Origin of the sequence: Cytobacillus luteolus, from assembly GCF_017873715.1 — a bacterium.
Taxonomy (GTDB): Bacteria; Bacillota; Bacilli; order Bacillales; family Bacillaceae_L; genus Bacillus_BV; species Bacillus_BV luteola.
The window spans coordinates 30,657-49,249 of sequence record NZ_JAGGKM010000011.1; the positions used below are offsets into that span (position 1 = coordinate 30,657).

General features: G+C 39.2%; 32 protein-coding genes and 1 pseudogene. All 33 read left to right on the forward strand.

Annotated features, from left to right (window positions below; all coding sequences use genetic code 11):
• Positions 1-39: 39 nt before the first annotated feature.
• Complete coding sequence (gene rpsG, locus J2Z26_RS20895) at positions 40-510, forward strand: 30S ribosomal protein S7 (protein WP_193470977.1); 471 nt, start codon at positions 40-42, stop codon at positions 508-510.
• Positions 511-600: 90 nt separating this feature from the next.
• Positions 601-2,679 carry an elongation factor G gene (gene fusA / locus J2Z26_RS20900; RefSeq protein WP_193534118.1) on the forward strand — a complete coding sequence of 693 codons (2,079 nt, stop codon included), beginning with the start codon at positions 601-603 and terminating at the stop codon, positions 2,677-2,679.
• Between the two features lie 125 nt (positions 2,680-2,804).
• Positions 2,805-3,995: an elongation factor Tu gene (gene tuf / locus J2Z26_RS20905; protein ID WP_193534117.1), complete on the forward strand. Its 1,191-nt coding sequence runs from the start codon at positions 2,805-2,807 to the stop codon at positions 3,993-3,995.
• 728 nt (positions 3,996-4,723) lie between these two features.
• Entirely contained in the window at positions 4,724-5,032 is a 309-nt protein-coding gene (gene rpsJ, locus J2Z26_RS20910; RefSeq protein ID WP_034676072.1) for a 30S ribosomal protein S10, read from the forward strand.
• Between the two features lie 32 nt (positions 5,033-5,064).
• Complete coding sequence (gene rplC, locus J2Z26_RS20915; protein WP_193534116.1) at positions 5,065-5,694, forward strand: 50S ribosomal protein L3; 630 nt, start codon at positions 5,065-5,067, stop codon at positions 5,692-5,694.
• A 26-nt stretch (positions 5,695-5,720) separates the two neighbouring features.
• A complete protein-coding gene (gene rplD / locus J2Z26_RS20920; protein WP_193534115.1) occupies positions 5,721-6,344 on the forward strand; it encodes a 50S ribosomal protein L4 in 624 nt (207 codons plus the stop codon).
• Entirely contained in the window at positions 6,344-6,631 is a 288-nt protein-coding gene (gene rplW, locus J2Z26_RS20925) for a 50S ribosomal protein L23 (protein ID WP_193534114.1), read from the forward strand. Before rplD ends, rplW begins: the two co-directional genes overlap by 1 nt.
• Positions 6,632-6,658: 27 nt before the next feature.
• Complete coding sequence (gene rplB, locus J2Z26_RS20930) at positions 6,659-7,489, forward strand: 50S ribosomal protein L2 (RefSeq protein ID WP_193534113.1); 831 nt, start codon at positions 6,659-6,661, stop codon at positions 7,487-7,489.
• A gap of 57 nt (positions 7,490-7,546) precedes the next feature.
• On the forward strand, positions 7,547-7,825 hold the full coding sequence (gene rpsS / locus J2Z26_RS20935) for a 30S ribosomal protein S19 (RefSeq protein WP_193534112.1): 279 nt from the start codon (positions 7,547-7,549) through the stop codon (positions 7,823-7,825).
• An 18-nt stretch (positions 7,826-7,843) separates the two neighbouring features.
• On the forward strand, positions 7,844-8,185 hold the full coding sequence (gene rplV, locus J2Z26_RS20940) for a 50S ribosomal protein L22 (protein ID WP_193470985.1): 342 nt from the start codon (positions 7,844-7,846) through the stop codon (positions 8,183-8,185).
• A 3-nt stretch (positions 8,186-8,188) separates the two neighbouring features.
• On the forward strand, positions 8,189-8,845 hold the full coding sequence (gene rpsC, locus J2Z26_RS20945) for a 30S ribosomal protein S3 (protein ID WP_193534111.1): 657 nt from the start codon (positions 8,189-8,191) through the stop codon (positions 8,843-8,845).
• Positions 8,846-8,847: 2 nt separating this feature from the next.
• Positions 8,848-9,279, forward strand: a complete 432-nt coding sequence (gene rplP, locus J2Z26_RS20950; RefSeq protein ID WP_193470987.1) for a 50S ribosomal protein L16 — start codon at positions 8,848-8,850, stop codon at positions 9,277-9,279.
• Positions 9,272-9,478 (forward strand): 50S ribosomal protein L29, encoded by a 207-nt coding sequence (gene rpmC / locus J2Z26_RS20955; protein ID WP_193470988.1) that lies wholly within the window; start codon positions 9,272-9,274, stop codon positions 9,476-9,478. The genes rplP and rpmC overlap by 8 nt, the downstream gene beginning before the upstream one ends.
• A 21-nt stretch (positions 9,479-9,499) precedes the next feature.
• A complete protein-coding gene (gene rpsQ / locus J2Z26_RS20960; RefSeq protein WP_193534110.1) occupies positions 9,500-9,763 on the forward strand; it encodes a 30S ribosomal protein S17 in 264 nt (87 codons plus the stop codon).
• A 42-nt stretch (positions 9,764-9,805) separates the two neighbouring features.
• Positions 9,806-10,174 (forward strand): 50S ribosomal protein L14, encoded by a 369-nt coding sequence (gene rplN / locus J2Z26_RS20965; protein WP_193470990.1) that lies wholly within the window; start codon positions 9,806-9,808, stop codon positions 10,172-10,174.
• Between the two features lie 39 nt (positions 10,175-10,213).
• Positions 10,214-10,525: a 50S ribosomal protein L24 gene (rplX, locus tag J2Z26_RS20970; protein WP_193534109.1), complete on the forward strand. Its 312-nt coding sequence runs from the start codon at positions 10,214-10,216 to the stop codon at positions 10,523-10,525.
• Positions 10,526-10,546: 21 nt separating this feature from the next.
• Positions 10,547-11,086: a 50S ribosomal protein L5 gene (rplE, locus tag J2Z26_RS20975; protein ID WP_193470992.1), complete on the forward strand. Its 540-nt coding sequence runs from the start codon at positions 10,547-10,549 to the stop codon at positions 11,084-11,086.
• Positions 11,087-11,099: 13 nt separating this feature from the next.
• Positions 11,100-11,285, forward strand: coding sequence for a type Z 30S ribosomal protein S14 (locus J2Z26_RS20980; RefSeq protein WP_193470993.1), 186 nt, complete (start codon positions 11,100-11,102; stop codon positions 11,283-11,285).
• A 31-nt stretch (positions 11,286-11,316) separates the two neighbouring features.
• Positions 11,317-11,715 (forward strand): 30S ribosomal protein S8, encoded by a 399-nt coding sequence (rpsH, locus tag J2Z26_RS20985; protein WP_193470994.1) that lies wholly within the window; start codon positions 11,317-11,319, stop codon positions 11,713-11,715.
• A 30-nt stretch (positions 11,716-11,745) separates the two neighbouring features.
• A complete protein-coding gene (gene rplF, locus J2Z26_RS20990) occupies positions 11,746-12,282 on the forward strand; it encodes a 50S ribosomal protein L6 (RefSeq protein WP_193534108.1) in 537 nt (178 codons plus the stop codon).
• Positions 12,283-12,314: 32 nt separating this feature from the next.
• The gene (gene rplR / locus J2Z26_RS20995; protein WP_193470996.1) at positions 12,315-12,677 is read left to right on the forward strand and encodes a 50S ribosomal protein L18; all 363 of its coding nucleotides are present in this window, start codon (positions 12,315-12,317) and stop codon (positions 12,675-12,677) included.
• Between the two features lie 21 nt (positions 12,678-12,698).
• Positions 12,699-13,199, forward strand: a complete 501-nt coding sequence (gene rpsE, locus J2Z26_RS21000) for a 30S ribosomal protein S5 (RefSeq protein ID WP_193534107.1) — start codon at positions 12,699-12,701, stop codon at positions 13,197-13,199.
• A gap of 13 nt (positions 13,200-13,212) precedes the next feature.
• Positions 13,213-13,401 carry a 50S ribosomal protein L30 gene (gene rpmD, locus J2Z26_RS21005; protein ID WP_193534106.1) on the forward strand — a complete coding sequence of 63 codons (189 nt, stop codon included), beginning with the start codon at positions 13,213-13,215 and terminating at the stop codon, positions 13,399-13,401.
• Positions 13,402-13,431: 30 nt separating this feature from the next.
• Positions 13,432-13,872: a 50S ribosomal protein L15 gene (rplO, locus tag J2Z26_RS21010; protein WP_193534105.1), complete on the forward strand. Its 441-nt coding sequence runs from the start codon at positions 13,432-13,434 to the stop codon at positions 13,870-13,872.
• A complete protein-coding gene (gene secY / locus J2Z26_RS21015; RefSeq protein ID WP_193534104.1) occupies positions 13,872-15,164 on the forward strand; it encodes a preprotein translocase subunit SecY in 1,293 nt (430 codons plus the stop codon). Before rplO ends, secY begins: the two co-directional genes overlap by 1 nt.
• Positions 15,165-15,223: 59 nt before the next feature.
• On the forward strand, positions 15,224-15,877 hold the full coding sequence (locus J2Z26_RS21020) for an adenylate kinase (RefSeq protein WP_193534103.1): 654 nt from the start codon (positions 15,224-15,226) through the stop codon (positions 15,875-15,877).
• Positions 15,874-16,620, forward strand: coding sequence for a type I methionyl aminopeptidase (gene map / locus J2Z26_RS21025; protein ID WP_193534102.1), 747 nt, complete (start codon positions 15,874-15,876; stop codon positions 16,618-16,620). The genes J2Z26_RS21020 and map overlap by 4 nt, the downstream gene beginning before the upstream one ends.
• A 17-nt stretch (positions 16,621-16,637) precedes the next feature.
• The gene (locus J2Z26_RS21030) at positions 16,638-16,958 is read left to right on the forward strand and encodes a KOW domain-containing RNA-binding protein (RefSeq protein ID WP_193534101.1); all 321 of its coding nucleotides are present in this window, start codon (positions 16,638-16,640) and stop codon (positions 16,956-16,958) included.
• The gene (gene infA / locus J2Z26_RS21035) at positions 16,951-17,169 is read left to right on the forward strand and encodes a translation initiation factor IF-1 (RefSeq protein WP_010285101.1); all 219 of its coding nucleotides are present in this window, start codon (positions 16,951-16,953) and stop codon (positions 17,167-17,169) included. The genes J2Z26_RS21030 and infA overlap by 8 nt, the downstream gene beginning before the upstream one ends.
• Positions 17,170-17,201: 32 nt before the next feature.
• Positions 17,202-17,315 (forward strand): 50S ribosomal protein L36, encoded by a 114-nt coding sequence (gene rpmJ / locus J2Z26_RS21040; protein ID WP_003156543.1) that lies wholly within the window; start codon positions 17,202-17,204, stop codon positions 17,313-17,315.
• 23 nt (positions 17,316-17,338) lie between these two features.
• Positions 17,339-17,704, forward strand: coding sequence for a 30S ribosomal protein S13 (gene rpsM, locus J2Z26_RS21045; RefSeq protein ID WP_193534100.1), 366 nt, complete (start codon positions 17,339-17,341; stop codon positions 17,702-17,704).
• Positions 17,705-17,723: 19 nt separating this feature from the next.
• A complete protein-coding gene (rpsK, locus tag J2Z26_RS21050) occupies positions 17,724-18,113 on the forward strand; it encodes a 30S ribosomal protein S11 (RefSeq protein WP_193471005.1) in 390 nt (129 codons plus the stop codon).
• Positions 18,114-18,297: 184 nt separating this feature from the next.
• Positions 18,298-18,593 (forward strand): annotated as a pseudogene (locus J2Z26_RS21055) (DNA-directed RNA polymerase subunit alpha); the annotation flags it as partial.

The window sequence follows — 18,593 nt, forward strand, 5'->3', positions numbered from 1 at the left end:
AAATAACTCACATATCATGATTGAAAGGAGGAAATGATAATGCCTCGTAAAGGACCTGTAGCAAAAAGAGATGTATTACCAGATCCGATTTATAATTCAAAGCTTGTATCTCGTTTAATCAACAAAATGATGGTTGACGGAAAAAGAGGTAAATCACAAGCGATTTTATATAATGCGTTTGAATTAGTACAACAACGTTCTGGAAAGGACGCTATGGAAGTATTCGAACAAGCAATTAAGAACATCATGCCTGTACTTGAAGTAAGAGCTCGCCGTGTAGGTGGATCTAACTACCAAGTACCTGTAGAAGTTCGCCCTGAACGTAGAACTACTTTAGGACTACGTTGGTTAGTAAACTATGCTCGTCTTCGTGGAGAAAAAACGATGGAAGAGCGTTTAGCTAACGAAATTTTAGATGCAGCAAACAATAGTGGTGCAGCTGTTAAAAAGCGTGAGGACACTCACAAAATGGCTGAAGCTAACAAAGCATTCGCACACTACCGTTGGTAGGATAAAAACTAGCTCTGTTAAATTACTGATTTTAACAGAGCCTTTTCCGAAAAAAAATATACTTAAACTATGGAAGGAGAAAGACACCCAATGGCAAGAGAGTTCTCCTTAGACAAAACTCGTAATATTGGTATCATGGCACATATTGATGCTGGTAAAACTACGACAACTGAGCGTGTACTTTACTACACAGGTCGTATCCATAAAATTGGTGAAACTCATGAAGGAGCTTCACAAATGGACTGGATGGAGCAGGAGCAAGAGCGTGGAATCACAATCACTTCTGCTGCAACAACTGCTTCGTGGAAAGGTCACCGCGTAAATATCATCGATACACCAGGTCACGTAGACTTCACAGTTGAAGTTGAACGTTCACTTCGTGTACTAGATGGAGCTGTAGCTGTTCTTGATGCACAATCAGGAGTTGAGCCTCAAACTGAAACAGTTTGGCGCCAAGCAACAACATATGGTGTTCCTCGTGTTGTATTCGTAAACAAAATGGACAAAATCGGTGCAGATTTCTTATACTCTGTAGGAACTATCCATGATCGTTTACAAGCAAATGCACATCCAATTCAATTACCAATCGGTGCTGAAGATCAATTCGAAGGAATTATCGATCTTATCGAAATGAAAGCTACTTTCTATGGTAATGACTTGGGGACAGATATTGTTGACAAAGAAATTCCTGAAGAGTACAAAGAACAAGCTGATGAGTACCGTGCTAAATTAGTAGAAGCGGTTGCTGAGCTTGATGAAGAATTAATGATGAAGTACCTAGAAGGTGAAGAATTAACAAACGAAGAAATTAAAGCTGCTATCCGTAAAGGTACAGTTAACGTTGAATTCTATCCTGTAATCTGTGGTTCTGCATTCAAAAACAAAGGTGTTCAAAAAATGCTTGATGCAGTTCTTGATTACCTTCCAGCTCCAGTTGATGTACCAGCGATTAAAGGTATTTTACCTGATTCTGAAGAAGAAGTAATTCGTGAATCAAGTGATGAAGGTCCATTCTCAGCACTTGCATTTAAAGTTATGACTGACCCATATGTAGGTAAATTAACTTTCTTCCGTGTATATTCTGGTACACTAGAGTCTGGTTCATATATCCAAAACTCAACTAAAGGTAAGCGTGAACGTGTAGGTCGTATCCTTCAAATGCATGCTAACTCTCGTGAAGAGATCTCTAAGGTTTACGCTGGAGATATCGCAGCAGCAGTTGGATTAAAAGATACTACTACTGGTGACACATTATGTGATGATAAGAATCCAGTTATTCTTGAATCAATGAATTTCCCTGAGCCGGTAATTCAATTATCAGTTGAGCCTAAATCAAAAGCTGACCAAGATAAAATGGGTACAGCGTTACAAAAATTATCTGAAGAAGATCCAACATTCCGTGCGCACACTGACCCTGAAACGGGCCAAACGATCATCGCTGGTATGGGTGAGTTACACTTAGATATCATCGTTGACCGTATGAGACGTGAATTTAAAGTTGAAGCTAATGTAGGTGCACCACAGGTTGCATACCGTGAAACATTCCGTGGATCTGCAAGAGTTGAAGGTAAATTTGCTCGTCAATCAGGTGGACGTGGACAATTCGGACACGTTTGGATTGAATTCGAACCTAACGAAGAAGGAAAAGGTTTCGAATTTGAAAATAAAATCGTCGGTGGGGTAGTTCCACGTGAATACGTACCTGCTGTACAAGCTGGACTTGAAGATTCAATGAAAAACGGTGTACTAGCTGGATATCAATTAATTGATGTTAAAGCTGCACTAGTTGATGGTTCATACCATGATGTTGACTCAAGTGAAATGGCGTTTAAAATTGCTGCATCAATGGCATTGAAAAACGCAGTTTCAAAATGTAACCCAGTTATTCTTGAACCTATGATGAGAGTTGAAGTTGTTATTCCTGATGAGTACATGGGAGACATCATGGGTGGTATCACTGCTCGTCGTGGACGTGTAGAAGGTATGGAAGCTCGTGGAAATGCACAAGTTGTTCGTGCAATGGTTCCACTATCTGAAATGTTCGGATACGCTACTTCATTACGTTCTAACACTCAAGGTCGCGGAGTATTTACAATGCACTTTGATCACTACGAGGAAGTACCTAAGAGTATTTCTGAAGAAATCATCAAAAAAAATAAAGGTGAATAATTGATTTTCACCTGTAGTTAAAGTATAACTACTTATGTAGGCTTTGAAAGTGGGAGCTATTTCTCACTTTCAGAGCATTTCATACTTAAAATAATTATCTCAAATACTTAAGGAGGTTTTCCCTAATGGGTAAAGAAAAATTTGATCGTTCCAAAGCACATGCTAACATCGGTACAATTGGACACGTTGACCATGGTAAAACTACATTAACTGCTGCTATCACTTCAGTTTTAGCAAAAAGATCTGGTAAAGGTACAGCAATGGCTTATGACCAAATCGATGGTGCACCTGAAGAGCGTGAGCGTGGTATCACAATCTCAACTGCACACGTTGAGTACGAAACTGACAACCGTCACTATGCACACGTAGACTGCCCAGGACATGCTGACTATGTTAAAAACATGATCACTGGTGCTGCTCAAATGGACGGCGGAATCTTAGTTGTATCTGCAGCTGATGGTCCAATGCCACAAACTCGTGAGCACATTCTATTATCTCGTCAGGTAGGTGTACCTCACCTTGTTGTATTCTTAAACAAATGTGACATGGTTGATGACGAAGAATTATTAGAATTAGTTGAAATGGAAGTTCGTGATTTACTATCTGACTATGATTTCCCTGGAGACGATGTGCCAGTAGTAAAAGGTTCTGCTCTTAAAGCTCTTGAAGGAGAAACTGAGTGGGAAGATAAAATTATCGAATTAATGGCTGCTGTTGATGAATACATTCCAACTCCACCTCGTGACACTGATAAGCCTTTCATGATGCCAGTTGAGGACGTATTCTCAATCACTGGACGTGGAACAGTTGCTACAGGTCGTGTTGAGCGTGGACAAGTAAAAGTTGGTGAAGTAATCGAAATCATCGGTTTAACTGAAGAGCCTAAAACAACAACTGTTACTGGTGTTGAAATGTTCCGTAAGCTTCTTGACTATGCTGAAGCTGGAGACAACATTGGAGCTCTACTTCGTGGAGTTTCACGTGATGACATCCAACGTGGTCAAGTACTTGCTAAACCAGGTACAATCAAACCACACACAAAGTTCAAAGCAGAAGTTTATGTATTATCTAAAGAAGAGGGTGGACGTCACACTCCATTCTTCACAAACTACCGTCCTCAGTTCTACTTCCGTACAACTGACGTAACTGGTATTTGTAACCTTCCTGAAGGCGTAGAAATGGTTATGCCTGGTGACAACATCGAAATGACTGTTGAACTAATCGCTTCAGTTGCGATTGAAGAAGGAACTAAATTCTCTATCCGTGAGGGTGGACGTACTGTTGGAGCTGGCGTTGTAGCTTCAATCCAAGAGTAATTCTTATTACACTATAAACAGGAGGCCTTCGGGTTTCCTGTTTTTTATTTGGATTGGCTTGTAGGGTGCTTGGAGTAAATCATGGTTGTTATATATAATATAGAAGGAACTTGATAATCAGGTAATTATATATTTGAGTGAAGATGACCTGGTAGCTCTGGTAACATATATTGTAGTCTGCAATATAAAACATTGGTCGATATATGATTTATCAGCTCAAAAACTAGTTCAAACCCTATATTTTAGGTCGATAAAAAGACTTATCAGCCTATAAAAATAGCTTACCCCTAAAACAAAGATCGATAAAACGATATATAATTAATTGGATGGAGTTCTATTACTCCATAGAACCAAGAAACAAATTTACCCCTTTAACAAAATCAACTTCTCTTAACCCTTCATCATTAAAGAAACTTATATCCATACAAGAATATATTAGCGTGCTAAAACATCACTTTCTTCCATTATATAACTTCAACTATTAATCCTAGAAAACTTGAAAACAGCTTAATAGGTATGTATAATGAAAAAAGTGCGTAAGACATGCATAAAAATATATTTTATGTTGCATTTACCTATTATATTATTATATAATAGTGAATGTTGGTCTTTGACTGCGATGATGTGGAAGGTTGCTGATACACCCGGCCGCTTTGCCATGGCGAGTGTAAGGAAATTTCCACGGAGAAAGTCTATTTTAAAAGTAGGCGAATAAAGGAGGGAAAATAATGGCAAAACAAAAAATTCGTATTCGTTTAAAGGCGTATGATCACAGAATTCTTGATCAGTCTGCTGAAAAAATCGTAGAAACTGCGAAACGTTCTGGTGCAGCTGTATCTGGACCAATTCCGCTTCCAACTGAGAAATCAATTTATACGATTCTTCGTGCGGTACACAAATATAAAGATTCTCGTGAGCAATTCGAAATGCGTACACACAAACGTTTAATCGACATCGTTAACCCAACACCACAAACTGTTGATGCGTTAATGCGTTTAGATTTACCGTCTGGTGTAGACATCGAAATTAAACTATAAAATACATGTTAAAAATATAGGAGGTGTAACTAATGACCAAAGGAATCTTAGGTAGAAAAATCGGTATGACTCAAGTATTCGTAGAAAACGGTGAACTTGTTCCTGTAACTGTTATCGAAGCTACTCCAAACGTTGTTCTTCAGACAAAATCTGTTGAAAGCGATGGTTACGAAGCTATTCAATTAGGTTTCGAAGATAAGAGAGAAAAGCTTTCTAACAAACCTGCAAAAGGTCATGTTGCAAAAGCGAATACAGCACCTAAGCGCTTCTTACGCGAAATTCGCGGAATTGAGGTTGCTGGTTACGAAGTAGGTCAGGAAGTTAACGTAAATATCTTCGCTGAAGGAGATATGGTAGATGTAACAGGAATTTCAAAAGGTAAAGGTTTCCAAGGTTCAATCAAACGCCATGGACAATCACGCGGACCAATGTCTCACGGTTCACGTTACCACCGTCGCCCAGGGTCAATGGGACCTGTTGCTCCAAACCGCGTATTCAAAAACAAACTATTACCTGGTCGCATGGGTGGAGAGCGCGTAACAGTTCAAAACTTACAAATTGTTAAGGTTGATACTGAGCGTAACTTACTTCTTGTTAAAGGGAACGTTCCTGGACCAAGAAAAGCTCTAATCACTGTTAAAAGTGCGGTTAAATCGAAATAATCTCTTTAAGAAAGGAGGAAATGCAAATGCCAAAAGTTGCATTGTATAGCCAAACTGGTTCAACTTTAGGAGAAATCGAATTAAATGATTCGGTATTCGGAATTGAACCTAATAATCATGTGTTATTTGAAGCAGTTATTATGCAAAGAGCTTCCTTACGTCAAGGAACTCATAAAACAAAAATTCGTTCAGAAGTACGTGGCGGAGGACGCAAACCTTGGAAACAAAAAGGTACAGGTCGCGCTCGTCAAGGATCTATTCGTTCACCACAATGGCGTGGAGGCGGAATCGTATTCGGTCCTACACCAAGAAGCTACAGCTTCAAATTACCTAAAAAAGTACGTCGTTTAGCTGTTAGATCAGCATTATCGTCAAAAGTATTAGAGAACAACTTACTAGTATTAGATAACCTAACTTTAGAAGCACCAAAGACTAAAGAAATGTCTGCAATTCTAAAAGGATTATCAGTAGAACGTAAGGCGTTAATCGTAACAGGTGATGTAAATGAGTCTGTTGCATTATCAGCACGTAACATTCCTGGAGTAACTGTTGTTACTGCTAACGGAATCAATGTTCTTGATGTTCTTAACCACGATAAGCTTATCATGACTAAAGCTGCGGTGGAAAAAGTAGAGGAGGTGCTTGCATAATGAGAGATCCTCGTGATATTATTAAGCGCCCCGTTATTACTGAACGTTCAACTGACTTAATGTCTGAAAAGAAATATACGTTTGATGTTGATGTTAAAGCTAACAAGACTGAAGTTAAAGACGCTATCGAGCAAATCTTCGGTGTCGATGTAGAAAAAGTTAACATCATGAACTATAAAGGTAAATTTAAGCGTATGGGACGTCACAGTGGTTACACTAACCGTCGTAGAAAAGCAATCGTAAAATTAACAGCTGATAGCAAAGAAATCGAATTCTTTGAAGTATAAGTCTATTAGTGAAGGAGGGAAATAGAGATGGCGATAAAAAAGTATAAACCAACCTCAAATGGTCGTCGTGGAATGACAGTTTCTGATTTCGCAGAAATCACAACTGCTACTCCAGAGAAATCATTATTAGCGCCTTTACACAGAAAAGGCGGACGTAATAACCAAGGTAAATTAACTGTACGTCACCAAGGTGGCGGACATAAACGTCAATACCGTATCATCGATTTCAAACGTGATAAAGATGGTATACCTGGACGCGTTGCTACAATCGAGTACGATCCAAACCGTTCAGCAAATATCGCTTTAATCAATTATGTTGATGGAGAAAAACGTTACATCCTTGCTCCTAAGAACTTAGTAGTAGGTTTAGAAGTAATGTCTGGTCCTGAAGCTGATATTAAAGTAGGTAATGCACTTCCACTTGCTAACATTCCTGTTGGTACAGTTATCCATAACATTGAGTTAAAGCCTGGTAAAGGTGGACAATTAGTTCGTTCTGCTGGTACTTCTGCTCAAGTTCTTGGTAAAGAAGGTAAATACGTACTTGTACGTTTAAACTCAGGTGAAGTACGTATGATTCTTGCTACTTGCCGTGCTTCTATCGGCCAAGTTGGTAACGAACAACACGAACTTATTAACATTGGTAAAGCAGGTCGTTCTCGTTGGTTAGGCAAACGCCCAACAGTACGTGGATCTGTAATGAACCCGAACGATCACCCACACGGTGGTGGTGAAGGTAAAGCACCAATCGGACGTAAGTCACCAATGTCTCCTTGGGGTAAACCAACACTTGGAGCGAAAACTCGTAAGAAGAAGAACAAATCAGATAAGTTCATCGTACGTCGTCGTAAAAAATAACGGGGTTGAGCTACGGTTCACAGGAACCGTAGGGCAATCACGAAGGGAGGTTCACATATGGGTCGCAGCTTAAAAAAAGGACCTTTTGTTGATGATCATTTAATGGTTAAAGTTGAGAAAATGAATGAAACTGAAAAGAAACAAGTTATCAAAACTTGGTCTCGTCGTTCAACGATTTTCCCTCAATTTATTGGTCACACAATTGCTGTTTATGATGGTCGTAAGCATGTACCAGTATATGTTACGGAAGATATGGTTGGTCACAAACTAGGTGAATTCGCACCTACCCGTACGTATAAAGGCCACGCAAATGACGATAAGAAAACAAGACGCTAATGAGAGGAGGCATTTATTATGCAAGCTAAAGCTGTTGCAAACACAGTTCGTATTGCTCCTCGTAAAGCACGTTTAGTGATAGATTTAATTCGAGGTAAGCAAGTAGGTGAGGCAGTGGCGATCCTACGCCATACGCCTAAGGCTGCTTCTCCAATTGTAGAGAAAGTACTTAACTCTGCAATTGCAAATGCAGAACATAACTACGAAATGGACGCTAATAACCTAGTAATTACAGATGCTTTTGTTAATGAAGGTCCAACATTGAAACGTTTCCGTCCACGTGCAATGGGTCGTGCTTCACAAATTAACAAACGTACTAGCCACATTACAATCGTGGTATCAGAAAAGAAGGAGGGATAATCAGTGGGTCAAAAAGTTAATCCTATAGGTTTGCGTATCGGAGTTATCCGTGATTGGGAATCAAAATGGTACGCAGGCAAAGATTATGCAGACTTATTACATGAAGACCTTAAGATTCGTGAGTATATCGCTAAGCGTCTACATGATGCTTCAGTATCTAAAATAGAAATCGAACGTGCTGCTAACCGTGTAAACGTAACTGTTCACACTGCTAAACCAGGTATGGTAATTGGTAAAGGTGGTACAGAGGTTGAAGCACTTCGTAAAGCGTTAAACCAATTAACTGGTAAACGTGTACACATCAATATTCTTGAAATCAAAAGAGCAGATATGGAAGCAATTCTTGTTGCTGAAAACATCGCTCGTCAATTAGAAAACCGTGTATCTTTCCGTCGTGCACAAAAGCAAGTTATCCAACGTGCAATGCGCGCTGGTGCAAAAGGAATTAAAACAATGGTTTCTGGTCGTCTAGGCGGTGCAGATATCGCTCGTTCTGAACATTATAGTGAAGGAACAGTTCCTCTTCATACACTTCGTGCTGATATTGACTATGGCACTGCAGAGGCAGATACAACATACGGTAAAATCGGAGTTAAAGTTTGGATTTATCGTGGAGAGGTCCTTCCTACGAGAAAGAAAACTGAGGAAGGAGGAAATTAATTATGTTAATGCCAAAACGCGTTAAGTATCGTAGAGAACACCGCGGGAAAATGCGTGGTAATGCTAAAGGTGGTACTGAGGTTCACTTCGGTGAATATGGTATTCAAGCACTTGAAGCATCATGGATTACGAACCGTCAGATTGAGGCAGCTCGTATCGCAATGACTCGTTATATGAAACGTGGCGGTAAAGTATGGATTAAAATTTTCCCTTCTAAGCCGTACACAGCAAAACCTTTAGAGGTACGTATGGGATCCGGTAAAGGGGCGCCTGAAGGATGGGTAGCTGTTGTAAAACCGGGTAAAATAATGTTTGAAATTTCAGGTGTATCTGAAGAAGTAGCAAGAGAGGCACTTCGTTTAGCATCTCATAAGCTACCAATCAAAACTAAGTTTGTAAAACGTGAAGAAATTGGTGGTGAATCAAATGAGTAATCCAAAAGAAATTCGTGAATTAACCACTGCCGAAATTGAACAAAAAGTTAAATCTTTAAAAGAAGAGCTATTCAACCTACGCTTCCAGTTAGCTACTGGTCAGCTTGAGAACACAGCTCGTATTCGTGAAGTTCGTAAATCGATCGCTCGTATGAAAACTGTTATCCGTGAGAGAGAGATCGGCGTTAATAATCGTTAACCAGAGAGGAGGGTTTGCTAAATGAGTGAACGCAACCAACGCAAAGTCTATACTGGTCGTGTCGTGTCTGACAAGATGGATAAGACAGTCACAGTTCTTGTAGAAACCTATAAGAAACATTCACTTTACGGGAAGCGCGTAAAGTATTCTAAAAAATTCAAAGCTCATGATGAGAATAACGAAGCAAAAACTGGCGATATCGTAAAAATTATGGAGACTCGTCCGTTATCTGCAACAAAACGCTTCCGTTTAATTGAAGTTGTAGAAAAAGCAGTTATTATCTAATATATGTTCGGATAAATCACAAATCCGAAGGGAGGTTTCATAATGATTCAACAAGAAACTCGTTTAAAAGTAGCTGACAACTCTGGAGCTCGTGAAGTTCTTACAATTAAAGTTCTAGGTGGTTCAGGTCGTAAGACAGCAAATATTGGTGATGTTATTGTTTGTACAGTAAAACAAGCAACACCAGGAGGCGTTGTTAAAAAAGGTGACGTAGTTAAAGCGGTAATTGTTCGTACAAAACGCGGAGTACGTCGTAATGATGGATCATATATTCGTTTTGATGAAAATGCTTGCGTAATTATCCGTGATGACAAGGGTCCACGTGGAACTCGTATCTTCGGACCTGTAGCACGTGAATTACGTGACAATAACTTTATGAAAATCGTTTCATTAGCTCCGGAAGTATTATAAATCAATTAAAGAAATGCCTTTTAAGGAGGTGCGAGTTAGATGCATGTAAAAAAAGGTGATAAAGTTCAAGTTATCTCTGGAAAAGATAAAGGTAAACAAGGTGTAATCCTTGAGGCTTACCCAAAGAAAGACCGTGTACTTGTTGAAGGTGTGAACATTGTTAAAAAACACTCTAAACCATCACAAGCAAACCCACAAGGTGGAATCATTAATAAAGAAGCAGCTATCCATGTATCAAATGTAATGCCATTAGATCCTAAATCAGGAACTCCTACAAGAGTTGGATTTAAAGTAGAAGATGGCAAAAAGGTACGTGTTGCAAAAAAATCTGGTGAATTATTAGATAAATAGTAGAAGAAAGGAGGTACTGAAATGAACCGCCTAAAAGAAAAATTTCAGAATGACATTACACCTGCTTTAATGAGCAAGTTTAACTATTCTTCAGTTATGGAAGTTCCTAAACTAGAAAAGATCGTTATCAACATGGGTATTGGTGATGCGGTTGCTAATTCAAAAGCATTAGATACAGCTGTTGAGGAATTAGCTACAATTACTGGTCAAAAGCCTGTAGTAACAAAAGCTAAGAAATCTATCGCAGGTTTCCGCTTACGTGAAGGTATGCCTATCGGTGCTAAAGTTACATTACGCGGTGAGCGTATGTATCAATTCATAGATAAACTAATTTCAGTTTCTCTTCCACGTGTACGTGACTTCCGTGGTATTTCTAAGAAATCTTTTGATGGCCGTGGTAACTATACACTTGGTGTTAAAGAACAATTAATCTTCCCTGAGATTGATTACGATAAAGTATCTAAAGTTCGTGGTATGGATATCGTTATTGTAACAACTGCTAAATCAGATGAAGAAGCTCGTGAGTTATTAACTCAATTCGGAATGCCGTTCCAAAAGTAAAGGAGGCGATATCGTGGCTAAAAAATCTATGATTGCGAAACAAAAACGCGTTCAGAAATTTAAAGTACAAGAGTACACTCGATGTGAGCGTTGCGGACGTCCTCATTCAGTATTACGCAAATTTAAACTTTGTCGTATTTGTTTCCGTGAACTAGCTTATAAGGGTCAAATTCCTGGTGTTAAAAAAGCAAGTTGGTAAAACCCGATAATGGGAAGGAGGTAAAATTACAATGGTCATGACAGATCCTATTGCAGATATGCTAACTCGCATCCGTAATGCGAACATGGTACGTCACGAGAAATTAGAAATCCCAGCTTCAAAAATTAAGAGAGAAATCGCTGAAATTTTAAAGCGTGAAGGATTCGTTCGTGATGTTGAGTATGTAGAAGATAACAAGCAAGGAATCATCCGTATTTTCTTGAAATATGGTGCAAATAATGAGCGTGTAATCACAGGATTAAAACGTATTAGTAAGCCTGGTCTTCGCGTATATGCGAAAGCTGATGAAGTACCACGTGTATTAAACGGTTTAGGAATTGCGATTATTTCAACTTCACAAGGTGTTTTCACTGACAAAGAAGCTCGTCAAAAACAAGCTGGTGGAGAAGTACTAGGTTACGTTTGGTAATAAGTTTTTAAATGAATGGAGGTGTAATAGATGTCACGTGTTGGTAAAAAACTTTTAGAAATCCCAACTGGTGTTACTGTTACAATGAATGATAACACTGTTACTGTGAAAGGTCCGAAAGGCGAACTTACTCGTACTTTCCACCCTGATATGACTATTAATGTGGAAGATAACGTTCTTAGCGTTACTCGTCCTACTGATAATAAAGAGCATCGTGCACTTCATGGTACAACTCGTAGTATTCTAGGAAACATGGTTGAAGGTGTAGCAAAAGGTTATGAAAGAGGTCTTGAATTAGTGGGTGTCGGTTACCGTGCTTCTAAATCAGGAAACAAACTAGTTCTTAACGTTGGTTACTCTCATCCTGTTGAAATTACTCCTGAAGCTGGAGTTGAAGTAGATGTACCAGCTAACACTAAGATCATCGTTAAAGGTATCGATAAAGAACGTGTTGGTGCACTTGCTGCTAATATTCGTGATGTAAGACCACCTGAGCCTTATAAAGGAAAAGGTATCCGTTACGAAGGTGAAAAAGTTCGTCGTAAAGAAGGTAAAACTGCTAAGTAATACCGCTTAGAAAAAAGAAAGGAGTGACGTAGATGATTACGAAACCTGATAAAAATGCAGTTCGTAAGAAAAGACATGCACGTGTTCGTTCAAAATTATCAGGAACTGCTACACGCCCTCGTTTAAATGTGTACCGTTCAAATCAACACATTTATGCTCAAGTAATCGATGATTTAAATTCAGTAACGATTGCTAGTGCTTCGACTTTAGATAAAGAACTTAGCTTAGAATCTTCGGCAAACATGGATTCTGCAGTTAAAGTTGGTGAGCTAGTTGCTAAGCGTGCTCAAGAAAAAGGTGTTAAAACGGTAGTATTCGACCGTGGAGGATACCTATATCATGGACGTATTAAAGCTTTAGCTGACGCTGCTCGTGAAGCTGGTCTAGAATTTTAATCAAAAAAGGAGGGACATAACATGCGTCGCGTAGATCCAAACAAATTAGAACTTGAAGAGCGCGTTGTTACTGTCAACCGTGTTGCTAAAGTAGTAAAAGGTGGACGTCGTTTCCGCTTTGCTGCATTAGTCGTTGTTGGCGATAAGAACGGCCATGTCGGAATGGGTACTGGTAAAGCACAAGAAGTACCAGAAGCTATCCGCAAAGCTATTGAAGATGCTAAGAAAAACTTGATCACTGTACCAATGGTTGGAACAACAATTCCACACCAAGTTATCGGACAATTTGGTGCAGGTAACATACTACTTAAGCCTGCTTCAGAGGGTACTGGGGTTATCGCTGGTGGTCCAGTGCGTGCAGTACTTGAATTAGCTGGTGTTAATGACATTTTATCTAAATCTCTAGGTACAAACACACCTATCAATATGGTGCGTGCTACTATTAATGGTCTTAACCAATTGAAGCGTGCTGAAGATGTAGCTAAGTTACGTGGTAAATCAGTTGAAGAACTGTTAGGATAAGGAGGGAAATAAAATGGCAAACAAATTAGCAATTACCCTCACTCGTAGTGTAATAGGTCGTCCTGAAGATCAACGTGTAACTGTTCGCACACTTGGCTTGAAAAAGATGCATCAAACTGTAGTGCACGAGGACAATGCTGCGATTCGCGGTATGATTAATAAAGTTTCTCATCTAGTTACAGTTACAGTTACAGAACAATAATCGAATCTTTATCAATAAGGAGGTGCCCAAATGAAACTTCATGAATTAAAACCAGCAGAAGGTTCACGTAAAACTCGTAACCGAGTAGGTCGTGGTACAGGTTCTGGTAACGGGAAAACATCTGGTAAAGGTCATAAAGGTCAAAACGCTCGTTCTGGCGGAGGAGTTCGCCCAGGATTTGAGGGTGGTCAAACACCTTTATTCCAACGTCTTCCTAAACGTGGTTTCACAAACATCAGTCGTAAAGACTTTGCTATTGTAAACCTTGAAACGTTAAACCGCTTTGAAGACGGCACTGAAGTTACACCTGAACTTTTATTAGAGACCGGTGTAATCAGCAAGTTAAACTCAGGTGTTAAAGTCCTTGCTAAAGGTGCTGTTGAAAAGAAGCTTACAGTGAGAGCTCATAAATTCTCATCTGCCGCTAAAGAAGCAATCGAAGCAGCAGGCGGTAAGGCTGAGGTGATCTAATGTTTCAGACAATCTCCAATTTTATGCGCGTAAGTGATATCAGAAATAAGATCATTTTCACTCTTTTAATGTTAGTTATATTTCGAATTGGTACATTCATACCTGTTCCTAGTGTAAATCCAGATGTCCTAAAAGCTAGTGATGAATTAAATGTGTTTGGTATCTTAAATACGTTTGGTGGGGGAGCACTTTATAACTTCTCTATCCTAGCAATGGGGATTATGCCTTACATTACAGCATCCATTATCGTGCAGTTGTTACAAATGGATGTTGTACCAAAGTTCACTGAGTGGTCAAAGCAAGGTGAAGTAGGTCGTCGTAAATTGGCTCAATTTACTCGTTACGGTACAATTGTGCTAGGTTTTATCCAAGCACTTGGTATGTCTTATGGATTCAACAATATGGCTGGCGGTCAATTGATTGAAAACCCAGGAGTAGGTACTTATCTATTAATCGCTACAGTTTTAACTGGTGGAACTGCATTTTTAATGTGGTTAGGAGAACAGATTACTGCTAAAGGAGTAGGTAATGGTATTTCAATCATTATCTTCGCGGGGATCGTAGCTGCTATTCCTACGACAGTAAATCAAATCTATGCACAGCAGTTTGGCGATGCAGGAGATGCTCTATTCTTACGTATTGTTACTGTTGTTTTACTTTTATTAGCTGTTATTGCAATCGTGGTTGGTGTAATCTTCATTCAACAAGCATTACGTAAAATCCCGATTCAGTATGCAAAGCGTTTAGTTGCGAATAGTCCAGTTGGTGGACATTCAACACACTTACCGCTAAAAGTTAATGCAGCAGGAGTAATTCCAGTAATCTTTGCTATTTCATTTATCATTACTCCACCAACTATCGCTTCGTTTTTTGGTCAAAATGATGTAACATTATGGATTCAAAGAACATTCGATTATTCACAACCGGTTGGAATGATTTTATATGTTGCACTAATTATTGCTTTCACTTATTTCTATACATTCGTTCAGGTAAATCCAGAACAAATGGCAGAGAATTTAAAGAAGCAAGGTGGATATATTCCCGGCATCCGTCCAGGAAAGAATACACAGGAATATGTAACTCGTATTCTATATAGACTTACATTTGTTGGTGCGATCTTCTTATCAGTAATTTCAGTCCTTCCTGTATTCTTTATAAACTTTGCTGGCCTACCACCTTCAGCACAAATTGGTGGAACAAGTTTGCTAATCGTTGTTGGTGTTGCACTTGAAACAATGAAACAGCTTGAAAGTCAGCTTGTAAAGCGCCACTACAAAGGCTTTATTAAATAATATGGTACTGGGAATTTAATTCCCAGAACCTGAATATAAGAGACTGAGGGGGAACAAATATGAACCTAGTATTGATGGGACTACCTGGTGCTGGTAAAGGCACTCAGGCAGAGCGAATTGTTGATAGCTATTCAATCCCTCATATCTCAACGGGTGACATGTTCCGTGCTGCGATTAAAGAAGGAACACCACTTGGAATAAAAGCAAAATCATTTATGGATCAAGGAAACTTGGTTCCAGATGAAGTGACAATCGGTATTGTTCGTGAACGATTAAGTAAAGATGACTGTGAAAAAGGCTTTTTACTTGATGGTTTCCCTCGAACTGTTGCTCAAGCTGATGCATTAGAAGGAATGCTTTCCGAATTAGGAAAGACAATTGACTATGTAATTAACATAGATGTTGACCAAAGCATTCTTATGGATCGTCTTACAGGCCGTAGGATTTGTAAAAGCTGTGGATCTACTTACCACTTAGTTTTTAACCCACCTGCACAAGATGGGGTTTGTGACAAATGTGGAGGAGAGCTATATCAGCGTCCAGATGATAATGCTGAGACTGTAGGTAATAGACTTGAGGTTAACTTAGAACAAACTAAGCCACTTCTTGATTTTTATAATGCTAAAGGGTATCTTCGTAATATTAATGGTCAGCAACATATTGATGAGGTATTTGCTGATATAAAAGCACTACTTGGAGGTTCGGGTGAATGATTATTTGTAAGACTCCACGTGAGATAGAGATCATGCGTGAAGCTGGCAAAATCGTTGCTCTAACACATCAAGAACTGCAAAAACATATTACACCAGGTATTAGTACAAAAGAATTGGATGCAATCGCTGAGAAGTTTATTCTCAAAGCTGATGCACTTCCTTCCTTTAAAGGGTATAATGGTTTTCGCGGAAGCATCTGCGCTTCTGTAAACGAAGAATTAGTACACGGGATACCAGGTGATAGAATACTTCGAGATGGTGATATCATTAGTATCGACATAGGTGCGAAGTATAATGGTTACCATGGAGATTCTGCTTGGACATATGCAGTTGGTACTATATCAGAGGAAAACCAAAAACTTCTAAAGGTTACCGAGGAATCACTATTCAAAGGTTTAGATCAAGCAAAGCCTGGTGAGAGGCTTTCGAATATCTCTCATGCAATTCAGGACTATGTTGAGTCTCACAACTTTTCGATCGTACGAGAGTATGTTGGGCATGGTGTTGGGCAAGACTTGCATGAAGACCCTCAAATCCCTCATTACGGTCCTCCTAATAAAGGACCAAGGCTAAAGCCAGGGATGGTGCTTGCAATCGAACCAATGGTGAATGCAGGTAGTCGATACGTGAAAACGTTAGCTGATAACTGGACTGTTGTCACAGTTGATGGTAAAATGTGTGCTCACTTTGAACATACAATTGCTATTACCGAAAATGGATATGAGATCCTTACAAAAGCCTAAGTGAAGGTGATTATGGTTTGCGCGAATCTGATTCGAGTCCACTCATAGGTCAGTTTGTAATGATTACAGAGGGCAGAGATGCCGGTCAGTATGCAGTGATCATACAAATTCTCGATGAACGCTTCGTATTACTTGCAGATGGGGATAAGCGGAAGTTCAATAAGCCTAAAAAGAAAAACATTAATCATCTTGAATTTTTCAATTGCGTATCTCCGGAAGTTCAGAGCAGTATTAATGAAACGAGTCGTGTGACAAATGGTAAACTTAAGTATGCATTACAAAAGTTTATTAATGATCACGTTACTGATTTGAAGAAGGGAGAACAATTCGATGGCTAAAGACGATGTAATTGAAGTGGAAGGTACTGTTGCTGAGACATTACCTAACGCAATGTTTAAGGTTGAATTAGAGAATGGTCATACTGTATTAGCTCATGTCTCTGGTAAAATTCGCATGCACTTTATTCGCATTTTACCTGGAGATAAAGTTACTGTAGAATTATCACCATATGACTTAACACGCGGTAGAATTACCTACCGATTCAAATAAATGCACTCCGTACTATCAAGGAGGTTTGAAAAATGAAAGTTAGACCATCTGTAAAGCCTATCTGCGAAAAATGTAAAGTTATTCGTCGTAAAGGTAAAGTTATGGTTATTTGTGAAAACCCGAAACATAAACAAAAACAAGGCTAATATACAAGGAGGTGTGTGTATAAATGGCACGTATTGCTGGTGTTGATATTCCACGTGAAAAACGTATTGTAATATCATTAACATATATTTTCGGTATCGGAAAGACTACAGCACAGAAAGTTCTTGCTGAAGCTGGCGTATCACCGGATACACGCGTTCGTGATCTTACTGAAGATGAATTAGGAAAAATTCGTGAAGTTATTGACCGTCTAAAGGTTGAAGGTGACCTTCGTCGTGAAATCTCACTAAATGTTAAACGTCTTATCGAAATTGGTGCTTACCGTGGGCTTCGTCATCGTCGCGGATTACCAGTTCGTGGTCAAAATACGAAAAACAATGCTCGTACACGTAAAGGTCCACGCCGTACTGTAGCGAACAAGAAAAAATAGTAAAGGAGGGAATTGAACAATGGCACGTAAAACGAATACTCGTAAACGTCGTGTGAAAAAGAATATTGAAGCTGGTGTAGCTCACATCCGCTCAACATTCAATAACACAATTGTTACTATTACTGATGTTCACGGAAATGCAATTGCTTGGTCAAGTGCTGGTGCATTAGGTTTCAGAGGTTCTCGTAAATCTACACCTTTCGCAGCACAAATGGCTGCTGAAACTGCTGCAAAAGCTTCTGTTGAACATGGTATGAAAACTCTTGAAGTTACTGTAAAAGGTCCTGGTGCTGGTCGTGAAGCTGCTATTCGTAGCCTTCAAGCTGCAGGTCTAGAAGTTACAGCAATTAAAGACGTAACTCCAGTTCCTCATAACGGATGCCGTCCACCAAAACGTCGCCGTGTTTAATTTTTCTGTATAGATTTTGTATCCATGTCAATAATGGGTTATGATAAAGTAATTTATAAGTTCTTACAGAATTATTAACCAGTTGTTGTGCACATTCGGGAACTTACTTATAGGGAATTTCGGTTAGATCCATATATAGATACAATCTAGCCGGGGTTTCGACGTTTTGAAGGAGGGTTTATAAATGATCGAAATTGAAAAACCAAAAATCGAAACGGTTGACATCAGCGAAGATACCAAGTTTGGTAAATTCGTGGTCGAGCCACTCGAGCGTGGATATGGTACAACTTTGGGTAACTCCTTGCGTCGTATCCTATTGTCTTCTCTCCCTGGTGCCGCTGTAACATCTATACAAATAGATGGTGTACTGCATGAGTTCTCAACAATTGAAGGCGTCGTCGAAGATGTAACATCTATTATTTTAAATGTGAAAAAGCTAGCACTTAAAATCTACTCTGATGAAGAGAAGACGCTCGAAAT

Bases quoted from the DNA above. Each gene is read 5' to 3' on its own strand.
- rpsG (WP_193470977.1), top strand. From the start codon at position 40: ATGCCTCGTAAAGGACCTGTAGCAAAAAGAGATGTATTACCAGATCCG.
- fusA (WP_193534118.1), top strand. From the start codon at position 601: ATGGCAAGAGAGTTCTCCTTAGACAAAACTCGTAATATTGGTATCATG.
- tuf (WP_193534117.1), top strand. From the start codon at position 2,805: ATGGGTAAAGAAAAATTTGATCGTTCCAAAGCACATGCTAACATCGGT.
- rpsJ (WP_034676072.1), top strand. From the start codon at position 4,724: ATGGCAAAACAAAAAATTCGTATTCGTTTAAAGGCGTATGATCACAGA.
- rplC (WP_193534116.1), top strand. From the start codon at position 5,065: ATGACCAAAGGAATCTTAGGTAGAAAAATCGGTATGACTCAAGTATTC.
- rplD (WP_193534115.1), top strand. From the start codon at position 5,721: ATGCCAAAAGTTGCATTGTATAGCCAAACTGGTTCAACTTTAGGAGAA.
- rplW (WP_193534114.1), top strand. From the start codon at position 6,344: ATGAGAGATCCTCGTGATATTATTAAGCGCCCCGTTATTACTGAACGT.
- rplB (WP_193534113.1), top strand. From the start codon at position 6,659: ATGGCGATAAAAAAGTATAAACCAACCTCAAATGGTCGTCGTGGAATG.
- rpsS (WP_193534112.1), top strand. From the start codon at position 7,547: ATGGGTCGCAGCTTAAAAAAAGGACCTTTTGTTGATGATCATTTAATG.
- rplV (WP_193470985.1), top strand. From the start codon at position 7,844: ATGCAAGCTAAAGCTGTTGCAAACACAGTTCGTATTGCTCCTCGTAAA.
- rplP (WP_193470987.1), top strand. From the start codon at position 8,848: ATGTTAATGCCAAAACGCGTTAAGTATCGTAGAGAACACCGCGGGAAA.
- rpmC (WP_193470988.1), top strand. From the start codon at position 9,272: ATGAGTAATCCAAAAGAAATTCGTGAATTAACCACTGCCGAAATTGAA.
- rpsQ (WP_193534110.1), top strand. From the start codon at position 9,500: ATGAGTGAACGCAACCAACGCAAAGTCTATACTGGTCGTGTCGTGTCT.
- rplN (WP_193470990.1), top strand. From the start codon at position 9,806: ATGATTCAACAAGAAACTCGTTTAAAAGTAGCTGACAACTCTGGAGCT.
- rplX (WP_193534109.1), top strand. From the start codon at position 10,214: ATGCATGTAAAAAAAGGTGATAAAGTTCAAGTTATCTCTGGAAAAGAT.
- rplE (WP_193470992.1), top strand. From the start codon at position 10,547: ATGAACCGCCTAAAAGAAAAATTTCAGAATGACATTACACCTGCTTTA.
- rpsH (WP_193470994.1), top strand. From the start codon at position 11,317: ATGGTCATGACAGATCCTATTGCAGATATGCTAACTCGCATCCGTAAT.
- rplF (WP_193534108.1), top strand. From the start codon at position 11,746: ATGTCACGTGTTGGTAAAAAACTTTTAGAAATCCCAACTGGTGTTACT.
- rplR (WP_193470996.1), top strand. From the start codon at position 12,315: ATGATTACGAAACCTGATAAAAATGCAGTTCGTAAGAAAAGACATGCA.
- rpsE (WP_193534107.1), top strand. From the start codon at position 12,699: ATGCGTCGCGTAGATCCAAACAAATTAGAACTTGAAGAGCGCGTTGTT.
- rpmD (WP_193534106.1), top strand. From the start codon at position 13,213: ATGGCAAACAAATTAGCAATTACCCTCACTCGTAGTGTAATAGGTCGT.
- rplO (WP_193534105.1), top strand. From the start codon at position 13,432: ATGAAACTTCATGAATTAAAACCAGCAGAAGGTTCACGTAAAACTCGT.
- secY (WP_193534104.1), top strand. From the start codon at position 13,872: ATGTTTCAGACAATCTCCAATTTTATGCGCGTAAGTGATATCAGAAAT.
- J2Z26_RS21020 (WP_193534103.1), top strand. From the start codon at position 15,224: ATGAACCTAGTATTGATGGGACTACCTGGTGCTGGTAAAGGCACTCAG.
- map (WP_193534102.1), top strand. From the start codon at position 15,874: ATGATTATTTGTAAGACTCCACGTGAGATAGAGATCATGCGTGAAGCT.
- infA (WP_010285101.1), top strand. From the start codon at position 16,951: ATGGCTAAAGACGATGTAATTGAAGTGGAAGGTACTGTTGCTGAGACA.
- rpmJ (WP_003156543.1), top strand. From the start codon at position 17,202: ATGAAAGTTAGACCATCTGTAAAGCCTATCTGCGAAAAATGTAAAGTT.
- rpsM (WP_193534100.1), top strand. From the start codon at position 17,339: ATGGCACGTATTGCTGGTGTTGATATTCCACGTGAAAAACGTATTGTA.
- rpsK (WP_193471005.1), top strand. From the start codon at position 17,724: ATGGCACGTAAAACGAATACTCGTAAACGTCGTGTGAAAAAGAATATT.